14 protein-coding genes and 1 pseudogene are annotated in these 19,483 nt (G+C 71.3%); 2 read left to right on the top strand and 13 right to left on the bottom strand.

Going from position 1 to position 19,483, the window contains the following annotated elements:
- Positions 1-92 precede the first annotated feature (92 nt).
- The 7 genes from ACZ7L9_RS24440 to ACZ7L9_RS24410 form a co-directional block, all read right to left on the bottom strand.
- Positions 93-737 (bottom strand): hypothetical protein, encoded by a 645-nt coding sequence (locus ACZ7L9_RS24440; RefSeq protein WP_471418085.1) that lies wholly within the window; start codon positions 735-737, stop codon positions 93-95.
- A 198-nt stretch (positions 738-935) separates the two neighbouring features.
- Entirely contained in the window at positions 936-3,281 is a 2,346-nt protein-coding gene (locus ACZ7L9_RS24435; RefSeq protein WP_471418083.1) for a xanthine dehydrogenase family protein molybdopterin-binding subunit, read from the bottom strand.
- Positions 3,278-5,113, bottom strand: coding sequence for a (2Fe-2S)-binding protein (locus ACZ7L9_RS24430; RefSeq protein ID WP_471418081.1), 1,836 nt, complete (start codon positions 5,111-5,113; stop codon positions 3,278-3,280). The genes ACZ7L9_RS24435 and ACZ7L9_RS24430 overlap by 4 nt, the downstream gene beginning before the upstream one ends.
- Complete coding sequence (locus ACZ7L9_RS24425) at positions 5,110-6,006, bottom strand: FAD binding domain-containing protein (RefSeq protein ID WP_471418079.1); 897 nt, start codon at positions 6,004-6,006, stop codon at positions 5,110-5,112. The genes ACZ7L9_RS24430 and ACZ7L9_RS24425 overlap by 4 nt, the downstream gene beginning before the upstream one ends.
- Before the next feature lie 319 nt (positions 6,007-6,325).
- Complete coding sequence (locus ACZ7L9_RS24420; RefSeq protein ID WP_471418321.1) at positions 6,326-8,023, bottom strand: beta-N-acetylhexosaminidase; 1,698 nt, start codon at positions 8,021-8,023, stop codon at positions 6,326-6,328.
- A gap of 524 nt (positions 8,024-8,547) precedes the next feature.
- Positions 8,548-8,841: a DUF3039 domain-containing protein gene (locus ACZ7L9_RS24415; RefSeq protein WP_072484142.1), complete on the bottom strand. Its 294-nt coding sequence runs from the start codon at positions 8,839-8,841 to the stop codon at positions 8,548-8,550.
- A 30-nt stretch (positions 8,842-8,871) separates the two neighbouring features.
- Positions 8,872-9,432, bottom strand: a complete 561-nt coding sequence (locus ACZ7L9_RS24410; RefSeq protein WP_471418077.1) for a YqgE/AlgH family protein — start codon at positions 9,430-9,432, stop codon at positions 8,872-8,874.
- Positions 9,433-9,719: 287 nt separating this feature from the next.
- Between ACZ7L9_RS24410 and murA the strand changes: the two genes are divergently transcribed.
- Complete coding sequence (gene murA / locus ACZ7L9_RS24405; RefSeq protein WP_471418075.1) at positions 9,720-11,060, top strand: UDP-N-acetylglucosamine 1-carboxyvinyltransferase; 1,341 nt, start codon at positions 9,720-9,722, stop codon at positions 11,058-11,060.
- 207 nt (positions 11,061-11,267) lie between these two features.
- Here the strand turns inward: murA and ACZ7L9_RS24400 are convergent, their stop codons facing one another.
- From ACZ7L9_RS24400 to ACZ7L9_RS24385, 4 genes and pseudogenes are all read right to left on the bottom strand, one after another.
- Positions 11,268-11,549, bottom strand: a complete 282-nt coding sequence (locus ACZ7L9_RS24400) for an HU family DNA-binding protein (RefSeq protein WP_003968811.1) — start codon at positions 11,547-11,549, stop codon at positions 11,268-11,270.
- A gap of 313 nt (positions 11,550-11,862) precedes the next feature.
- The gene (locus ACZ7L9_RS24395) at positions 11,863-13,296 is read right to left on the bottom strand and encodes an NAD-dependent malic enzyme (protein ID WP_471418073.1); all 1,434 of its coding nucleotides are present in this window, start codon (positions 13,294-13,296) and stop codon (positions 11,863-11,865) included.
- Between the two features lie 529 nt (positions 13,297-13,825).
- Positions 13,826-16,258, bottom strand: coding sequence for a HelD family protein (locus tag ACZ7L9_RS24390; protein WP_471418071.1), 2,433 nt, complete (start codon positions 16,256-16,258; stop codon positions 13,826-13,828).
- A gap of 252 nt (positions 16,259-16,510) precedes the next feature.
- Positions 16,511-17,098, bottom strand: a pseudogene (locus ACZ7L9_RS24385) (CGNR zinc finger domain-containing protein); the annotation flags it as partial.
- A 119-nt stretch (positions 17,099-17,217) separates the two neighbouring features.
- On the opposite strand from ACZ7L9_RS24385, the gene ACZ7L9_RS24380 reads away from it, so the two are divergent.
- Positions 17,218-17,772 (top strand): GNAT family N-acetyltransferase, encoded by a 555-nt coding sequence (locus ACZ7L9_RS24380; RefSeq protein WP_471418069.1) that lies wholly within the window; start codon positions 17,218-17,220, stop codon positions 17,770-17,772.
- 12 nt (positions 17,773-17,784) lie between these two features.
- Here the strand turns inward: ACZ7L9_RS24380 and ACZ7L9_RS24375 are convergent, their stop codons facing one another.
- Both ACZ7L9_RS24375 and ACZ7L9_RS24370 read right to left on the bottom strand, forming a co-directional pair.
- Positions 17,785-18,351, bottom strand: coding sequence for a GNAT family N-acetyltransferase (locus ACZ7L9_RS24375; protein WP_471418067.1), 567 nt, complete (start codon positions 18,349-18,351; stop codon positions 17,785-17,787).
- Positions 18,352-18,435: 84 nt separating this feature from the next.
- A complete protein-coding gene (locus ACZ7L9_RS24370; protein WP_471418065.1) occupies positions 18,436-19,440 on the bottom strand; it encodes a LysR family transcriptional regulator in 1,005 nt (334 codons plus the stop codon).
- Positions 19,441-19,483: the final 43 nt, after the last annotated feature.

Here is a 19,483-nt window from a genome sequence, read left to right as displayed (position 1 = left end):
GAACGGAGCGTAATCGTGTCGGTACGGTCCTGCCCCCGTCGTCGTCAGCGATGCGGCAGGTCGGCTCCCTGATATGAAGCCGGTCAGGGGCATCACCGCTGGCGGGAGCTGGAGCCGGGAGGATCGGTCGGAGGGGGCGTATAGGTCGGGTGCGCGGCCTGCTGCTGGGACTGCGGGTAGGGGTGCGGGTACGGAGGTTGGTGCGTATACGCGGGCGGGGCGGCCGCGGCGGACTTGTGGCTGCGGGAGCGGATGGCGAGGGCGGCGGCCGCTCCTCCGACGAGAGCGACTGCACCGATACCGAGGCCGATCCAGAGACCGGTTTTGCTGCTCTTGTCGTCGGACGCGGGAGCTGCTGCGGCGGGCTTGTCGGTGTCCGTTGAGCCCCCGGCTGCCTTGGACGGCTTGGCGGAGACGCTGGGGCTCTCGGCCGCCGCAAGATCGGGGAGCGGATACACGTCGGCCGGACCGGGGTCGCCCGGGGTTTTGAGGGCGATCCGGGGGCGGACGATGCCGTAGCCGACGTAGTCGTTGCGCTTGGCGCCGCTGGTCGGGGCGCCGGCCGTGTTCAGCATGACGCGGCCGCCGAACTTCTCGCGCCCCATGGTGTCCGCGTCGACCTTCCCCGGGCCGGCCGGAGACGCCTCGAGGTCGTGCAGCAGGCCGTCGATCCGGTCGCGGAACTTCGTGAACGACGTGAGTTCGGTGACCAGTTCGCCCGCAGCGCCGGGGGACATCGCCCCGGCGGCTCCCACGGCACCGATAACACCCCATGAGTACGCCGGTGATTCCGCCCCCGGATCGCTCTGGCCCACAGCGTCTCCCCCGTTTGGCAACAGCCGCTCGCCGCTTCGAGGTTCACCTTAGTCAGCAGTGGTGACACTGTGCACTTCCGGGTTGCATGTGCAACCCGGATCGCGCCATCTTTGCCGGGCTCAGGACTTGGGGGCCGCCACCGCCGCCTGGGGTCGGATCGGGAGGCGGTTGATCGGGCGGCCGGTGGCTGCTCGTACGGCTGCGGCCACCGCCGCCGGGGACGTCACCACCGGGATCGCCGAGGCGGGCTTGGCGCCGAACGGGGCGACCACGTCGCGTTCTTCGACGAGTTTGACGATGCGAATGTCCGGGGCGTCCAGGGAGGTCGGGAGCGCGTAGCCGGTGAGGTCGGGGTGACGGATCAGGCCACGGGCGGTGCGGAGGTTCTCGGTGAGGGCGGCGCCGATGCCCTGGGTGACGCCTGCCTCGATGCGGGTCGCGAGCTGGGACGGGTTGAGGACCCGGCCGACGTCCTGGGCGATCGCCATCTCGACGACGCGTACGGAGCCGAGTTCGATGTCGACGTCCACCACCGCGCGGATCGCGCAGAAGGCAAGGCCGACGAAGGCGTCGCCCTGGCCCGACTCGTCGAGGGGTTCGGTCGGGTGGGGGCGGCACTGGGCGGTGGCCCAGAGTTCCTTGCCGTGCATCTCTTCCGTGACGGTCGTGGACAGCACCCCGTCGTACGAGGTGATCTTGCCGTCGGAGATCTGCAGCAGCTCCGTGGACATGCCGAACTTGTGGGCCAGGGGCTGGAGCAGTTGCGTACGGACCATCTTGGCCGCGCGTTCCACCGCGCCGGCCGAGACCCAGGTGTGGCGGCCGTGCGTCGCCGGGCCCGCCGGGGGCTGGTCGGTGTCGACGGACGCCACGTGGACCTCTTCGATGCCCAGCGTCTCCTGGACCACCTGACGGGCCAGGGTCGAGAAGCCCTGACCCGTTTCGACCGCGGCGCAGATGACCGTGGCGATGCCGTCGTGGACCCGGACCGTGGCCGTGGAGACCTCGTCGGCGCCCTCCGCGCCGAGCATGTGGACCATGCCGAGCGCGTAGCCGACCCCTCGGCGCACCGCGCCGGGTTCGCCCGCGCCCTCCGGGCCGCCGGGGAGCAGCCAGTCGTCCTCCGGGGCGTCCTTGGGGAGGGAGGGGAGGGGGAAGTCCTGCACGGAGGTGAGCAGTTCGGACACCGGTGCCGGGCAGGTCACCGTCTGGCCCGTGGGCAGGATATCGCCGGTGGACAGGGCGTTGCGCAGGCGCAGCTCGGCCGGGTCGATGCCGAGCTTGGCGGCCAGCTTGTCCATCTGGCCCTCGTACGCCGCGCAGACCTGCATCGCGCCCTCGCCGCGCACATGGCCCGACGGCGGGTTGTTCGTACGGACCGCCCAGCCCTCGATGAAGGCGTGCGGGACGACGTACGGGCCGCAGGCGAACGCGACCGCCGCGGCCAGCGACTCGGACGAGGCGTCGGCGTACGCGCCCGCGTCGAGCAGGATCTGTGCCTCGACCTTCACCAGCCGGCCATCGGCGTCCGCGTGGTGGCGGTAGCGCAGGAGCGTGGGGTGGCGGTGGGCGTGGCCGAGGAAGGACTCCTCGCGGGTGGCGGCCAGTTTGACCGGGCAGCCGGTACGCAGCGCGAGCAGTCCCAGCGGCAGTTGGAAGCCGGGGTCCTCGCGGTCGCCGGTGGCGCCGGGGACGCCGGTGACGACGACCTTCACCCGGTCCGGTTCGAGGCCGAAGCAGGCGGCGGCGAGATCGCGGTCGGTGTGCGGGTCGGTGGAGGCGGTGTAGATCTCCACGCCGCCGTCGGGGCGGGGCACGGCGAGCCCGGCCTCGGCGCCGATCGGGGCCGGGTCCTGACGGCCGATGCGGTAGAGGCCCTCGACGACGACCTCGCCGGTGGCCTCCGGGTCGCCGTAGCGCAGCGGGATGTGACGGATCAGATTGCCGTCGGGGTGCAGCGGTTCGGCCTCGAACGCCTTCTCCGGGTCGGTGACCGGTTCCAGGACCTCGTACTCGACGGCGATGGCCGCGGCGGCGAGCCGGGCCGTGTCGGGGTGGTCGGCGGCGACCGCGGCGATCGGCTCGCCGTGGTGGCGGACCAGCTCGGAGGCGAAGACCGGGCGGTCGACGACCTTGCGCCCGTACGCACCCTCCCCGGGGACGTCCTCGTGCGTGACGACGGCCCGTACCCCCGGCATCTCGACTGCGCCCGAGGTGTCGATGGACAGGATCCGGGCGTGCGGGTGCGGGGAACGGAGTACGGCCGCCCACAGCAGGCCCTCGGCCCAGAGGTCGGCGGCGTACGGGAAGGTGCCCTCCGTCTTCGCACGCGCGTCGGCGGGCAGGAGGGAGACGCCCAGGCCGAGCGCGGTCGGCTCGGCGTCGCGTCCTTCGGCCGCCGGGGTGGTGATCCGTGTGCTGGTCGCGTTGGCGGCGGTGGCCGCGGTGGCCGCGTCGTTGCTCACGCCATGCCTCCGTCCTGCGAGTGCGGCTGAACCCTGCCGGCGCCCGGGGCCGCCTGGTGGGGAATGCGGGCCTCGTCGGACTCCGGGGACGAGGAGTCCGACGAGGCTGCGGGGTCGGCGCTTGCCTCGCGGCCCGCGATGACCTCGTTCACGGCGTCGAGGACGCCCCGGTAGCCGGAGCAGCGGCAGAGGTTGCCGCAGAGCGCCTGGCGCGTCTCCAGTTCGCTGGGGGCGTGGTTGCCCTCCAGCAGGTCGTGGATGGTCATCGCCATGCCGGGAATGCAGAAACCGCACTGGACCGCTCCGCACTTGGCGAGAGCGCGCTGAACGTCGGACGGCTCGCCGTCCACGGCCAGGCCCTCGACGGTACGGACCTCGCTGCCGGCCGCGGTCGCCGCCGGGACCAGACAGGAGGCGACCAGCCGGCCGTCCACCTGGACGTTGCAGGCACCGCACTCACCCTGCGAGCAGCCGTCCTTGGCACCGGCGAGGCCGAGGCGCTCGCGCAGCACGTAGAGGAGCGACTCGCCGATCCAGGCATCGGTGACGGGGCGGTCGGCGCCGTTCACATGCAGGACGTAGGAAGCGGCCGGGTGCTCGCTGGGGACGGCTACGGGGTGGGTATCGGGGGGCTGGACTTCTAGAGGCCGGGACTCGGCGGACGGGGACTCGGAGGGCTGGGGCTCGGGGAGTTGTCCCTCGGGGAGCTCGGCTTCGAGTGGCGGGGCTTCCGGCGGGGTGTTCGGCAGTGGCGTGTCGGGCGGCGACTGTTCGGCAGGGTGCTCGGCCGGGGCGTCCTCCGATACGGCAGTGTGGAGGGCCGGGGCCTGCGCGAGGTCCGCTTCGGGAACGGGCGTGTCTCCGGTGACTCCCGTGTCTCCGGCGTCTCCGGCCGTCGGTACGGGACCGTTCTCGGCGTCCGTCCCCGGTGCCGGTGCCTCGTACGCCATGGAGGACGTCTCGGACAACGACTCGGAGGGCAATGGGGAGTACGCCTCGGAGAGCTCCGCCGCGGGCTCCGCGGCAGGCGCGAAATCGGCTCCCGGCGAGTGTTCCGGCTCGATGTCCGCTCCGGGTGCCGACTCCACCGCAGGCTCGGGCTCGGGCTCAGGCTCAGGCTCAGGCTCCGGCACCGGCTGCTGTGTCGCCCACGGTGCGGGCGCGCCACCCGGCAGCGTGGCCGGTGGAGTCCGGTCCGCGTACCACTGGGAGGCCAGCGCCGAGGCCGCGAACTCGCCGGACTCCTCCGGGAGATCACCGTCGGCGACCGGAATCGTCCACTGACCGGTGTGGCCGGTGTGACTGCCGTGGTCGGGCTGCACGCCGTGGTCGCTGTGGCCGACGTGGCCAGGCTGTGCACCGTGGTCGGCGTGGGTGGCGTGGTCGGCGTGGTCGGCATGTCGGGGGGCGAACTCGGTGGACTCCGTGAAGTTCCACTGGCCCGTCGCGGCCGGTGTCTCCCGGTACTGCTCCTGCTGCGGGTACTCGTACCCGTACTGCGTCTGCTGCTGGTTCGGGTCCGGCCAGTGCACCGCGCCGGGGGCCGGCTGCTCCGGTCCCGTGGCCCGCTCCTGCTGGCTCTGCGTCTGTACGACCCAGCTGCCCGTGGCCGCCGGATCGAGACCGGCCGCGGGTGTCAGCGGCAGGATCATCGGCGGTACGTAGCCCTGGCCGGGCGCGGCCAGCGGGATGTTCGCCAGGTCCTCCGGCGGCAGGTGGACGAAGGCGGTCGCCTCGGCGTCGTACTCGCCGCCCTGCGGCGTCGGCTGCCAGCCCCCGTGCTGCGACTGCTCCCGCTGCCCGTGCTGTTCGTTGTGGTCCTCGTTGCTCACGACAGTGCCCTCCCCAGCGCCCGTCGGGCCAGCGCGGCGACGGTGCGCCGCAGATGCAGTACGGCGGGGGGCAGCGGTGGTGCCTCTCCCCCGTCGGCGGGCGGTTCCTGGTCCGGGATGCAGGCCGCGGCGACGTACTCGCCGAAGGCGGCCAGCGCGTCCGGTGCCAGGCCCCGTTCGCCGTCCCAGTCGATCAGCGAGGCGATCCAGTGTTCGGCCTCCAGCGGTCGCAGCGGCATCGGCGCGATGGCACCGACCGCGCAGCGCACCCCGCGCCGGGCCGGGTCGAGCACGATCGCGACGGACGCGGTGGCGCGGCCGGGGCCCGTGCGGCCGGTGGCCTTCAGGAAGACCTGGGGGGCGTGCAGCAGCGGTACCCGGACGAAGCCGATCAGTTCGGCGGGTTCGAGCATGTCGCGGCCGGCCAGCAGGTGCGAGACCGGGATCTCGCGCCGGGCGCCGCCCGGGCCCGCGATGACGAGCTCGGCCTCCAGGGCGGCGAGCACCGGCAGGGTGTCGCCGGTCGGGGCCGCGGTGATGATGTTGCCGCCGAGCGTTCCGGCGTTACGGATCTGGGGCGGGCCCGCGGCGCGCGCGGAGGCGGCCAGGGCGGGGATGAGGGCGGCGAAGTCGGGCCGCCCCATGCGTGCGTGGGTGAGTCCGGCGCCGAGCAGGGCGTGACCGTCCTGGTAGTGCCAGCCGCGGAGCTCGCTGATCCGGCCGAGGCCGACCAGCCCCGAGGGGCGCAGCAGCCCCTTGTTGACGGCCGACATCAGGTCCGTCCCACCCGCCACAGGAACGGCTGCAGGCATGGCGCCGAGTGCCGCCACGGCCTCGTCGAGCGAGGCCGGCAGCGTCACGGACTGCGTCGCCTGCGGTGCGTGCGTGGTCAACCCAGCTGCCCCTTCCCGGTGTCCCGGCTGTCCGGCTTGTTTTGCCGTACGGTACGTGCTCAAAGCCTGGACGTGGCAACTCTGGCACATCTTCCGATCGGACCGACGCGAGGGTCCGCGAAGGGCATATCCGTCCCCCACCAGGGGGATGATCCGGATTCGCCCCACTTCGGCACAGAGTACGAATTGCCACTCTTCGGCAAGCCTCGGGTGGGTTGTTCCGTTCCGGCTGTGCGTTTGCGGATGCCCGTTCCGGACCACGACCGCCGGCCGTCACGCTCCCGGGAGCGTGACGGCCGGACCCGGAGCACGGCCGGAATCACACGTTCGGGGGCGGTCCCTCAAGAGGGCGTCCGAGGACGCCGGGGCGCTGCTGCCGGGGCAACGGGCCGCTCGGTGGCCGGTAGTCGACGCCGAGGGCGCCAAGTCGGGCGTAGTGCACGGTCATTCGCCGTTCGAAGTCCGCGAAGTCGCGGTCGGCGGAGGCGGGCAGGGGCGACCAGGCGACCTCGGCGAACGCCGCGAGGCGGGGGAAGACCTGGTAGTCGACGCGGGACCGGCTCTGCATGACCTCGGTCCAGACATTGGCCTGGGTGCCGAGGATGTGACGGGCCGCCTCCTCCGAGAGGCCCGCGGGTACGGGTTCGAAGCGGTAGACGTCCTCCAGGGTGCGGATGAAGCCGATGGGCATCGGCTCGTCGGGGCCGCCGTCCTGACGGTGGTCCAGGTAGACGTGCTGTTCCGGGCACATCACGACGTCGTGGCCGGCCTCGGCGGCCGTGATGCCTCCCCCGTAGCCCCGCCACGACGACACGGCGGCGCCCGTCGGGAGGCCCCCTTCGAGGATCTCGTCCCAGCCGATGAGCCGGCGGCCGCGGGCGGTGAGCCAGGTGTCGAAGTGCCGGACGAACCAGGAATGCAGCTCGTCCTCGTCGGCCAGGCCCAATTCGTCGATCCGGGCCTGGGCGGCCGGGGACTCCTTCCACTGGTCCTTGCGGCACTCGTCGCCGCCGATGTGGATGAACGGCGAGGTGGCGGCGGGGAAGAGTGCCAGGACCTCTTCGAGGACGCCCTCGAAGAAACGAAGGGTGTTGTCAGTGGGGGCCAGTACGTTGGCGTTGATGCCCCAGGTGTCCCAGACGGAGAGGGTGGTGGTGTCGATGACGTCGGTGTTGCCCAGTTCGGGGTACGCGGCGATGGCGGCCTGCGAGTGGCCCGGGATGTCGATCTCGGGAACGACCCGGATATGCCGCTCGGTGGCGTACGCGACGATCTCGCGGATGTCGTCCTGCGTGTAGTGACCGCCGTGCGGGGTCTCGTCCCAGAGCTCGGAGGCCCGGTGGCCGTGCTTGGTACGGGACCGCCAGGAGCCGACCTCGGTGAGCCGGGGGTAGCGCTTGATCTCGATGCGCCAGCCCTGGTCGTCGGTGAGGTGGAAGTGGAAGACGTTCAGCTTGTGCGCGGCGAGGAGGTCGAGATAGCGCAGGACGTCGTCCTTGGGCAGGAAGTGCCGCGCCACGTCGAGCATCATGCCGCGCCACGGGAAGCGGGGGCCGTCCTCGATGTCCGTGAAGGGGATGGCCGGCCTGCTGCCCGGGCTGATGAGCGCGCGGCGGAAGGCTGCGGGGCCCAGGAGCTGACGGAGGGTCTGCGCTCCCCAGAAGACTCCGGCAGCGCTTCCTCCGGCGATCTCGACGCCGGTGGTCCCTGCGCCCAGCCGGTAGCCCTCGGGGTCCAGGGCCGGGTCGATGCGCAGCCGGATGGTGTTCGCGGCGCCCTCGCCACCCTCGACAGCCGCCTGTGGGGCGAGCGGCAGGCCGAAGGCGGCGCCGAGGGTGGAGCGCAGCCAGCGTTCGGTGTTCTCGGTGCCGGGGGCGGCCGTGATGGTGGTGGAGGGGTCCAGCGGGACGGCGCCCGGTCCCCCGTCACCGTCACCGTCGGGGATACCGGCATCACCGATGCGCACGGGCGCCGGGATCAGTTCCGTGTCCGTGCCGAAGTTCGCGTTCGCACCCATGTCCGTATCCGTATCCGTGTCCGTGTCCGTGTCCGTGTCCGCGTCCGTGTCCGTGTCCGTTACGCCGACGACGCCGACGAAGAGCGGCGCTCCGTAGACCTTGCCGCCGACCGTCACGGACTGCTCGGCGGTCGGGTCGGTGTCCTTGGAGGAGCTCACAAGATGGGCGCCCGGCTCGTCCCAGGCGGCGAACTCCGCGCTCACATCGGCGAGTCCGCCGCCCTTGACGTATCCGGCGGCGTCCGCGTCGCCGTACTCGATGAGGCCAGGGGCGCTCTTCGGGCCGTTGAACGCCGCCTTGACGCGCCGGGCGCGAGCAACATACGCAACGTACGTTTCGTTCTGCACAACTGGCAGGAGATTAGGTGCACACACAGACGCCGACAAGTGGTCTCAACCACTCTGTGACCCGGTGATGCAGCCCGTGCAACGCCATGACGCCCGGGCACGCATAAAGGCCCCTGGGGCGCGCGTCGACGCACGCCCCAGGGGCCAGAAGCAATGGTGGCCGGTCGGCTCCGGACCTACTTCTTGTCCTTGCCGCCCTTGCCCTTGTCCTTGTCGCCGCCGGCGCCCATGGACTCGTAGATCTCCTTGCACATGGGACAGACCGGATACTTCTTCGGGTCGCGGCCCGGTACCCAGACCTTGCCGCACAGTGCGACCACGGGGGTGCCCTCCAGGGCGCTCGCCATGATCTTGTCCTTCTGGACGTAATGGGCGTAGCGCTCGTGGTCGCCGTCGCCGTTCGACACCTGTGGCGTCGGCTCTACGAGGGTGCCCGTACCTGCCCCGCGCTCGGGCTCAAGAGTGCTCATGGACCCCAAGGGTACTGAAGGCCGGGACCATCAGTTCAGCGAAGGGTCGTCCGGATAGGTGGCGATCATCGCCAGTTCGCTGCGCTGGCGGCGCAGGACCGCCCGCCAGAGATGCTCCGGACGCGGGGAGGAGACGTCTCCGGGCTCGGATTCGACGACGTACCAGGCACCCTCGGCCAGTTCCTTCTCCAGCTGTCCGGGGCCCCAGCCGGCGTATCCGGCGAAGATCCGCAGCGAGCCGAGCGCCGCGGCCAGCAGCTCCGGCGGGGCCTCCAGGTCGACCAGGCCGATCGCCCCGTACACCCGGCGCCAGCCGAGGGGGCCCTCGTCGCCGGGGATGACGGCCACACCGAGCGCCGCGTCGAGCGAGACCGGGCCACCCTGGAAGACGACACCCGGTTCGCCGGTCAGACCGGCCCAGGACGTGAGGATGTCACCGACGTCAACGGGGGTCGGGCGGTTCAGGACCACGCCGAGCGAGCCCTCCTCGTCGTGGTCGAGGAGCAGCACCACCGCGCGGTCGAAATTCGGGTCCGCGAGCGCGGGTGTTGCCACGAGCAGTCGCCCTGTGAGCGAGGACACCTCGGTCATGGCAGAAATGATCCCGCATCTTCGGTCTCCACGGGGACCAAGTGGGCCGCACGGTCACCGAAAGAGCCGAGCACGGCTCGGGGCGCAGCTCAGGGCGCACGTACGCACGGGGAGCGCATCGCCCGGAGGGCTTTGCGGACGGTAACCCTCCGCAAGACCCGGGCAGCAGAGCGTGTTGTGGCGGGTTCATGACGTTCGCGCACCCCCCGTCCTCTTACGGAAGGGGGGCACCGGGCGATTACCCTTTCGCTTGGCCCCCTGCCCGACCACTCCGGAACGCGAGATTCATGACCGGCACAGACGATGTCCTGCTTGTCCACGGCGGAACCCCGCTGGAGGGCGAGATCCGCGTCAGAGGCGCCAAGAACCTGGTGCCGAAGGCAATGGTCGCCGCGCTGCTCGGCAGCGGGCCCAGCCGACTGCGCAATGTGCCCGACATCCGCGACGTGCGGGTCGTGCGGGGGCTGCTGCAGCTGCACGGTGTGACGGTCCGGCCGGGTGACGAACCGGGCGAGCTGATTCTGGACCCGACCCATGTCGAGAGCGCCAATGTCGCGGACATCGATGCCCACGCGGGCTCGTCGCGCATCCCGATCCTCTTCTGCGGCCCGCTGCTGCACCGGCTGGGCCACGCGTTCATTCCGGGGCTCGGCGGCTGTGACATCGGCGGCCGGCCGATCGACTTCCACTTCGACGTGCTGCGGCAGTTCGGCGCGACGATCGAGAAGCGGGCGGACGGCCAGTATCTGGAGGCCCCGCAGCGGCTGCGCGGCACGAAGATCCGGCTGCCGTACCCGTCCGTGGGCTCCACCGAGCAGGTGCTGCTGACGGCGGTGCTCGCCGAGGGCGTCACCGAGCTGTCGAACGCGGCCGTGGAGCCGGAGATCGAGGACCTCATCTGCGTACTGCAGAAGATGGGCGCGATCATCTCGATGGACACCGACCGGACGATCCGGATCACCGGTGTCGACCGGCTGGACGGTTATACGCACCGGGCCATCCCGGACCGCCTGGAGGCGGCCTCCTGGGCGTCCGCGGCGCTGGCCACCGAGGGCAACATCTACGTACGGGGCGCACAGCAGCGCTCGATGATGACGTTCCTGAACACCTTCCGCCGGGTCGGCGGGGCGTTCGAGATCGACGACGAGGGCATCCGCTTCTGGCACCCGGGCGGCGCACTGAACGCCATCGCCCTGGAGACGGACGTGCACCCCGGTTTCCAGACCGACTGGCAGCAGCCGCTGGTCGTGGCCCTGACGCAGGCCTCGGGCCTGTCCATCGTCCACGAGACGGTGTACGAGTCCCGGCTCGGCTTCACCTCCGCGCTGAACCAGATGGGCGCGCACATCCAGCTCTACCGCGAGTGCCTGGGCGGCTCCGACTGCCGCTTCGGTCAGCGGAACTTCCTGCACTCGGCGGTCGTGTCCGGGCCGACGAAGCTGGAGGGCGCGGATCTGGTCATCCCGGACCTGCGCGGTGGTTTCTCATACCTGATCGCCGCGCTGGCTGCGCAGGGCACGTCGCGGGTGCACGGCATCGACCTGATCAACCGCGGCTACGAGAACTTCATGGAGAAACTGGAGAAGCTCGGCGCGAAGGTGGAGCTGCCGGGCGGCGCGCTGGTCTGAAACAGGCGGTCCCAGGGCTGCTGACGGGGGTTCGGGACCGTTGTCCCGGGCCCCCGTTCGCCGTTCGGCCCGGCCACGAAACGGCGCGGAGGCCGGAGCGGTCCGCTCGGCGAGGGCGTCAGAGGCCCGGAACGGGCCCTCTCGCGCCGGTACACGGAAGGGCGGCCACCCTGGTCGGGTGACCGCCCTTCGTCGCGCCTGTGGGGCTTACTTGCCCTTGGCGGCTTCCTTGAGCTTGGAGCCCGCGGAGACCTTCACGCTGTAGCCGGCCGGGATGTTGATCGGGTCGCCGGTCTGCGGGTTACGAGCGGTGCGAGCGGCACGGTGGGTGCGCTCGAAGGTCAGGAAGCCGGGGATGGTGACCTTCTCGTCGCCCTTGGCGACGATCTCACCGACGGTCTCGGCGAGGGCGGCCAGCACGGCGTCGGCGTCCTTGCGAGTCACCTCGGCGCGGTCGGCCAGGGCGGCCACCAGCTCACTGCGGTTCATGTTGTTACTCCCGTGTTCTTCTTGCCTGTGAGGCGTGAGATCGAAGCCGATGCTGCCAGGGCCGTCGGACAGTCCCCGGACCCGGGTCTGTCGTCAGACCCTCGCGCCCGATTACGCATCCTGCCCCCACCTGCGGCGGTAACGCCAATCCGGCACCCTCCGGAGTCACACGAAAAGCACCCTCGCCTCGTCGTGGTGACGTTCCGTCGACTCCCCGAAAGCAGTCCGCAGCGGATGCGGGGCTCTGCGGGACGCGCCGCCCGCCCACCCTAAAGGGGCGTTTGGGGCGCCGCGAGCCGCGACGCGCCGTAGCTCAGGCCAAGCTGGGGCCTGCCGCGCCGCCGCCCGCGGTCTTCGCCGCGTCGCGGACCGCACCGGCGACCGCTCCCGCGACCCTGTCGTTGAAGACCGACGGGATGATGTAGTTCGCGTTCAGCTCGTCCTCGGCGACGGTCTCGGCGAGGGCGCCCGCCGCGGCGAGCATCATCTCCGTGTTGACGGTACGGGACTGGGCGTCCAGCAGACCGCGGAAGACGCCCGGGAAGACCAGCACGTTGTTGATCTGGTTCGGGAAGTCGGAGCGGCCGGTGGCGACAACTGCCGCCGACTGGCGGGCGATTGCCGGGTCCACCTCCGGGTCCGGGTTCGCGAGCGCGAACACGATCGAACCGTCCGCCATGGCGGCGACATCGGTGCCGTCCAGCACGTTCGGGGCGGAGACGCCGATGAAGACATCGGCGCCCACCACGGCCTCCTTGAGGGTGCCGGTGATGGACTCGGGGTTGGTGTTGTCGGCGATCCAGCGCAGCGGCGAGTCGGCGTCGGCGGAGACCAGGTCCTCGCGGCCCGCGTGCACCACGCCGTGGATGTCGGCGACGACGGCGTGCTTCACGCCTGCGGCGATGAGAAGCTTCAGGATGGCCGTACCGGCCGCTCCTGCGCCGGACATGACGACCCGTACGTCCCCGATCCCCTTGCCCACCACGCGCAGTGCGTTGGTCAGCGCGGCCAGGACCACGATCGCGGTGCCGTGCTGGTCGTCGTGGAAGACGGGGATGTCGAGGGCCTCGCGCAGCCGTGCCTCGATCTCGAAGCAGCGGGGGGCGGAGATGTCCTCCAGGTTGATACCCGCGAAGCCGGGGGCGATCGCCTTGACGATCTCGACGATGGCGTCGGTGTCCTGTGTGTCCAGGCAGATCGGCCAGGCGTCGATGCCGGCGAACCGCTTGAAGAGGGCCGCCTTGCCCTCCATCACGGGGAGGGCGGCCATCGGGCCGATGTTGCCGAGGCCGAGCACCGCGGAGCCGTCCGTCACAACTGCGACGGAGTTGCGCTTGATGGTGAGGCGGCGGGCGTCCTCGGGGTTCTCGGCGATCGCCATGCAGACCCGGGCCACACCCGGGGTGTAGATCATCGAGAGGTCGTCACGGTTGCGGATGGGGTGCTTGGACGCCATCTCGATCTTGCCGCCGAGGTGCATCAGGAACGTACGGTCGGAGACCTTGCCCAGCACGACACCCTCGATGCCGCGCAGGTTTTCGACGATCTCGTCCGCATGCGCGGTGGAGGTGGCGGCGATGGTGACGTCGATCCGCAGCTTCTCGTGGCCGGAGGCGGTCACATCGAGGCCGGTGACCGAACCGCCGGAGGACTCCACGGCCGTGGTGAGCTGGGAGACCGCTGTGCCGCTCGCGGGCACCTCCAGCCTGACCGTCATCGAGTACGAGACGCTGGGCGCCGTTGCCATGGCCGAGTCCTTCGCTTTCCTTAGCTTCTTTGCCGCGCGGCCGGGGCGCTCACCTCGGTCACGCTTCCCGATCGTCGCACCTACCGACCGGTAGCCGGTAATGAGTGCCACGTTTCGGAAAGTAGTTTCCACCATACGAGAGAAAACCGCTTCAGCGGAACCCCCGACCACATCCGACCGGACCGAGCCCGTGAGGTTCGTAGGCCCGCGAGGTTCGTAGGTACGCAGGTCTGCGGCACCTGGTCCGGAGTCCGTGGTCCCGTAAACAAGAAGTCCGTGGTCCCGTAAACAAGAACAGACCCGCGCCACCGGAAGGTGACGCGGGTCTGTCCTCTTGTTCAAGCGGCACCGACCCGCCATGCTCGCCTCGCGGCAAGTGGTCGCTCGAAGCGACGAAGGTTGGGCCCGGGGGCTTGGATCGAGCCGGTGCCGACACCAGGCTAACAAAGACCCCGGTGATGCGATTCCCGCGGGACGGGTGGATTCAGAAATCCGTCCGCCCGGCGGTACCTCCCTCCCCGCCTCGGCGTCAGTCCCTCAGCAGGTCCGGGACGCCGTCCGCGTCGGGCAGGTCCCGCTCCCCGGAGACCACCGTGAGCTGCTGCGTCGCACGCGTCAGCGCCACGTACAGCACCCGCAGACCGGCCGGGGACTCGTCCGCGATCTCCGCGGGCGAGACGACCACCGTGGCGTCGTACTCCAGGCCCTTCGCCTCCAGGCTCCCCAGCGCCACCACCCGCTCACCGAGACCGTCGAGCCAGTCGCGGGCCTGCGCCCGGCGGTTCATCGCGACGACCACGCCCACCGTGCCGTCCACCTCGGCCAGCAGCCGCCGCGCCTCCTCGCGCACCGAGGCGGCCAGATCACCGTCCCGTACGGTCTCGAAGCGCGGCTTCACGCCCGTGGAACGGACCGCGGCCGGTGACTCCATCCCGGGCATCGCGAGCGCCAGGACCTTCGAGGCCAGCTCGGCGATCTCCGCCGGGTTGCGGTAGTTGACCGTGAGGGTGAAGCGGCGGCGCGGCCGGTTGCCGAGCGCCTCGTCGCGTGCCCGGGCGGCCTCGTCCGGATCGGACCAGGAGGACTGCGCCGGGTCTCCGACGATCGTCCAGGTGGCGTGCCGGCCGCGGCGGCCGACCATGCGCCACTGCATGGGCGTGAGGTCCTGCGCCTCGTCGACGATGACGTGCGCGTACTCCGTACGCTCCGCGGCCAGCCGCTCGGCCCGCTCACGCTGGGTCTCCTCGCGCTGCGGCATGAGCTCCTCCAGACCGGAGAGCTGGTCCAGCGGGTCGAGTTCGCGCTTCTTCTTCGGCCGGTACGGGGTGCCGAGCAGCGTCTGCAGCTCGTCGAGGATCGCCACGTCGTGCACGGAGAGCGGCCCGTTCCCTTCTCTGTCGAGCCGCTTCAGGGAGCGGGCGAGGCGGCGCACCTCGCCCTGGTTGAGGACCCGGCGCGCCCAGCGGCCGAGCCGCTTCTCGTCGGCCATCGCGGCGAGCACCCCGCGGGGGGTGAGTTCGGGCCACCAGGCGTTCAGGAAGTCGAGGAAGGGGGCCTCGGTGGACACGTCCTCGTCGAAGGAGGAGCGCAGCTCGGCGGCCAGTTCGGGGTCGGTGTAGCGGCCCCGGCCGGAGGACTTGTTCCACAGGGCGTCCAGGAGCATTCTGCGGGCGCGCGGGCGCAGCAGGTTGACCGGGGCGGTGCCGCCCAGGACGGACTGCCGGATGCGGTGCAGTTCGTCGGCGTGCAGCTCGACCCGGGCCCCGAAGGCGACGACCCGCAGGCGGGTGGGGGTGGCCGGGGGCTCACCGGCTCGGCCGGTTGCGCCGGACACATCGGGTACACCGGTTGCGCCGGATTCTTCGACTGCGTCGCCGAAGGACAGCTGGCCGTCCCGGTTCGCCGCCCTGCGGGGAGTACCGGGCTGTTCCAGTGCGCCGCGTGCCGCCTTGCGCAGGACCTGGAGCATCCGGGAGGAGCCCTTGATCCGGGCGACGGCCGGTTCGTCGTAAGTGGTGGCGCCCTCGACACCCGCCGCCTCGTCGGAGAGCGAGCCGACCGCGCGGATCGCGACCTGCCCCTCCTCGCCCAGCGACGGCAGCACGCCTTCGGTGTACGCGACAAGGAGCGGGGTCGGTGAGACGACGAGGATGCCGCCCGCGTAACGCCGCCGGTCCTGGTAGATGAGGTACGCGGCCCGGTGCAGGGCGACGGCGGTCTTGCCGGTGCCGGGGCCGCCGGAGACCTCGGTGACGGACGCGGCGGGAGCCCTGATCACCAGGTCCTGTTCGGCCTGGATGGAGGAGACGATGTCCCGCATGGTGTGGCTGCGGGCCTGCCCGAGCGCCGCCATCAGGGCGCCGTCGCCGATGACGGGGAGCTTGCCGCCACCCAGGTACGCGGTCAGCTCGGGGCGCATCAGGTCGTCCTCGACGCCGAGGACCTTGCGGCCCTTGGAGCGGATGACCCGGCGGCGGACCACCCGGCCCGGCTCCTTCGGCGTCGACCGGTAGAACGGTGCGGCGGCCGGTGCGCGCCAGTCGATGACCAGTGGCGCGTAATCGGAGTCGAGGACCCCGATCCGGCCGATGTGCAGCGTCTCCGCGATATCGGCCGAGTTGTCTTCGCGTACGGCGTCGTCGGCCGCTTCGACGGAGGTGTACGCGCCGTCCGGGCCGCGTTCGCCGTCCTTGCCGAGCAGCAGATCGATCCTTCCGAAGAGAAAGTCCTCGAACTCGCTGTTCAGCCGATTGAGGTGGATCCCGGCCCGGAACACCTGGGCGTCGCGCTCGGCGAGCGCTCCGGGGGTACCGACCTGGCCGCGCTTGACGGCGTCGTTCATGAGAAATTCCGCCTCGTGGATCTTCTCTTCGAGGCGGTGATAAACACGGTCGAGATGTTCCTGCTCGACACCGATTTCCCGGTCCCGCAACGAATCGACAGCGGCATCCTGCGCGGCCACCGAGGCCCCCTTCTGACGTGCATTTGGGCAGCCGTCAACTTTATGCGAAAGGGGGCCCGCCGCGCACCTGCCACACGATCAGGCCTCGGTCCGGCCGCGCCGCCGTGCCCGGTGATCGGCGCCGCTGCCGCCGCCACCGGATACCTGGAGCGGCGCCTGCGCCCGGCCCGCTTGCGGGCCACGTCCTCGACCGGCCGCTCGAACATCCGGGGCACTCGCCCCGGCGACCGCGTCCACAGCCGCGTCCACGGCCGCCACGGCCGCCGCCCTGCGCCGGTGCCGGGCCACCCGCTCGCGGTTGCCGCACACCTCGCTGGAGCACCAGCGGCGTCGGCGGCCGCGCGAGGTGTCCAGGTAGAGGCGGCGGCAGTTGTCGGCCTCGCAGCGGCGCAGTCCGGCGCGCGCCTCGGGGTCGGTCAGGAGCTCGACGGCGTCGCGGGCGACGGCGGCCAGCAGCGCCCCGCATTCGGGATCGGCGCTCAGTGTCCGTACCAGCGTGCCGCTCCTGCCGCGCACGGCCCTCAGTCCCGGGGGTGCGGCCGCGGCGAGCGCATTGACCCGTTCCAGGGCGCTCTCGGCTCTGCGGCCGCCGAGTTCGGCGGTCAGCAGACGGTCGACGCCGCTCCGCAACTGCCGGAAGCGCACCACCCAGGTGTCGTCCACCGCGTCGAGGCGGGTACCGCTCGGTACGAGTCCGGCGGCGACCAGCCACTGCGCGAGGCGCTCGGCGCCGTCGAGCAGTTCGCAGGCGCCGGAGGTACCGGCTCCCGTAGCCACCAGGTCCAGGCAGGGGCGGCCGGAGTCGAACCGCCAGTCGTACGAGTGCTTGCCCGCCGCCATGAGTGAGTCACCGCCTCGGGGTGTCCGGTCGAGGTCTCCCCCAGAGTGCCCCTCAGGTGCCCGGCCCGGAACCCCTGCCGCCGCGCGGTTCGGTACGGACGGGGCCGTACGGTGTCCTGATGACCGACGATCTCCGCACCGCCACGCTGGTGGCCGGGTCCCTGCTGCTCCGGCCTTGGCTGCCCGACGACATACCGGCCGTGATCGAGGCGTACCGCGATCCCGCGATGCGCGCCATGCTGCTCATGCAGGTCACGGACGAGGCGGAGGCGCGGCACTGGCTGCGGGTGCAGCAGGAGGGCCGGGAATCCGGCAGCCGCTTCGGTTTCGCGGTGGTCGATCGCGATCGCGACGACGAACTGGTCGGCAATGTGGTGCTCAAATTCCCGGCACCGGGCTCGGGCAGCGCGGAGGTCGGCTACTGGACGGTGGCGTCGGCGCGCGGCCGCGGGGTCGCTCCGAGGGCGCTCGGGGCGCTCACCGACTGGGCGTTCGAGACATTCGCCGGGGACGGGCTCGTGCGGCTGGACCTGCTGCATCAGGTGAACAACGACGCGTCCTGCCGGGCCGCGGAGAAGAGCGGTTACCGCTTCGCGGAGGTTCTTCCGGCGCGGCCGCCGTGGCCGCTGGACGGACACCGTCATGTGCGCGTGCGTACCGACGGCGTCCGATAGCCGTTCCGGCCCTTACGCCGGCAGCGACGAACCGTCGTACAGGATCCGCTGGAACAGCCGGTGGTCGCGCCAGTCGCCGTTGATGTGCAGATAGCGCGGGGCCACGCCGTACTGCTCGAAGCCGCACTTGGCGAGCACCCGCTGCGACGCGACGTTGTCCAGCACCGTCCCCGCCTCGACCCGGTGCAGGCGCAGCCCGTCCCTGGCCACCTCGCAGACCCGCTGCACGGCGGCCGTGGCCAGACCACGGCCCGCGTGCTCGACATCGACCCAGTAGCCGAGAGTCGCACTGCGGAACGGCCCGAGCACGATGCCGTTGAGGTTGAACCCGCCCACCACGCGGTCCTGTTCATCGGCGAGGACCCAGGCCATCGCCCGCCCCGCGTCACGGTCCGCGAGCAGACCGGCCAGCCGTTCCCGCTGCCCCTGCCCGGTGTAGAAGGCGTCGGGCCGCACGGGCTCCCAGGGTTGCATGTACGCGCGGCTGCGGGTCAGCGATACGGCGAAAGAGGCGGCGTCGGCCGGGGTCGGGGGACGGAGTCGTATCTCCGCGTCGATCCGGTGGATGTCGTTCATCATCCCGTCACGCTACCCGGGCCTGGCCGGGCCTCTTTCTCGGCGTACGTGCTGTCCGGTGCCGGGTCCAGCGCCCGGGTTCCTCGATCAGGCGGACGTCAGCATGAGCGACGCATCGATCTCGGGCAGCCAGCTTCCGGCGGGCCGCACCATCCAGCCCTCCTCGGACCCCAGTTGCGCCGCGGCTTCACGCAGGGCGTCGAGGCCGGGGTGACGGAGCCCCTTGCGCCAGACCAGCAGGAGCGGGGAGAGCGGTACGGGCCGGACCAGCGGTCGCATCACGGTGCCGGGCATCGGGGCGAACTCGACCATGCACAGGATCGGGTAGCGCGGCGACTTGGCCATGACCCGTTGAAACTCGGCCACGCCGATCGCGAGTGGGACGGGTGGCGCCAGCGCGATGCCCCATTCGGCGAAGAGCAGCCGGGCGAGGTCCGTCCACTCCGGGGTGCGGGGGTTTCCGGCGCCCGCGTAGACGGTCTCGCCCGCCAGATCGTCCAGCGCGACGGTCTCGTGCGCGGCAAGGGGATGATCGGCGGGGAACAGCACGGCCATCGGCTCGTACCGCACCGGCTGTACCTCGAGCCGCGCCAGTACCGCGGGATCGAGTCCGGCGGCCCGGCCGAACGAGACATCGAGCCGCCCGGCCAGGATCTCCCCCGCCGCCCAGGTGAGCCCGCTCTCGAAGCGCGCCATCAGCTCGCACGCCGGGGCCAGCTCCCGTGCTCGGGCGAGTACGCGGGCGGCGGTCATGCCATCGGTGTTGAGGTCGACGAAGAGTGGTCTGACCGCGGGATCGGCGAAGGCGGCGGCGAGATCGTCGTGCGCCTCCAGCACCCGTCGCGCGTACGGGAGGAGCCGGTCACCGTCCGGGGTGAGGGAGACCTGCCGGGTGGTCCGTACGAACAGCTCGGCGCCCAGTTCGCGCTCCAGCCTGCGGATGTCCCGGCTCAGCGCCTGCTGGGCGATGTAGAGCCCGGCCGCGGCACGGGTGAAGTGCAGTTCCTCGGCGACGGCGACGAAGGCCCGGAGCAGCCGGGGGTCGGTATGGGTATGCGTCTGGGTGCCGGTATCGGCAGCGGAGGAGGCCACCTCCAAAATTTACAACACAAATGCGTTAATCGGTACGGAGAAG

This window comes from Streptomyces sp. NPDC111516 (genome assembly GCF_055635345.1).
This window is presented reverse-complemented; position numbering and strand designations above follow the sequence as displayed.

Bases quoted from the DNA above. Each gene is read 5' to 3' on its own strand.
- ACZ7L9_RS24400 (WP_003968811.1), bottom strand. From the start codon at position 11,549: ATGAACCGCAGTGAGCTGGTGGCCGCCCTGGCCGACCGCGCCGAGGTG.
- ACZ7L9_RS24395 (WP_471418073.1), bottom strand. From the start codon at position 13,296: ATGGCAACGGCGCCCAGCGTCTCGTACTCGATGACGGTCAGGCTGGAG.
- ACZ7L9_RS24420 (WP_471418321.1), bottom strand. From the start codon at position 8,023: ATGGGTGCGAACGCGAACTTCGGCACGGACACGGAACTGATCCCGGCG.
- ACZ7L9_RS24440 (WP_471418085.1), bottom strand. From the start codon at position 737: ATGTCCCCCGGCGCTGCGGGCGAACTGGTCACCGAACTCACGTCGTTC.
- murA (WP_471418075.1), top strand. From the start codon at position 9,720: ATGACCGGCACAGACGATGTCCTGCTTGTCCACGGCGGAACCCCGCTG.
- ACZ7L9_RS24375 (WP_471418067.1), bottom strand. From the start codon at position 18,351: ATGATGAACGACATCCACCGGATCGACGCGGAGATACGACTCCGTCCC.
- ACZ7L9_RS24415 (WP_072484142.1), bottom strand. From the start codon at position 8,841: ATGAGCACTCTTGAGCCCGAGCGCGGGGCAGGTACGGGCACCCTCGTA.
- ACZ7L9_RS24410 (WP_471418077.1), bottom strand. From the start codon at position 9,432: ATGACCGAGGTGTCCTCGCTCACAGGGCGACTGCTCGTGGCAACACCC.
- ACZ7L9_RS24380 (WP_471418069.1), top strand. From the start codon at position 17,218: ATGACCGACGATCTCCGCACCGCCACGCTGGTGGCCGGGTCCCTGCTG.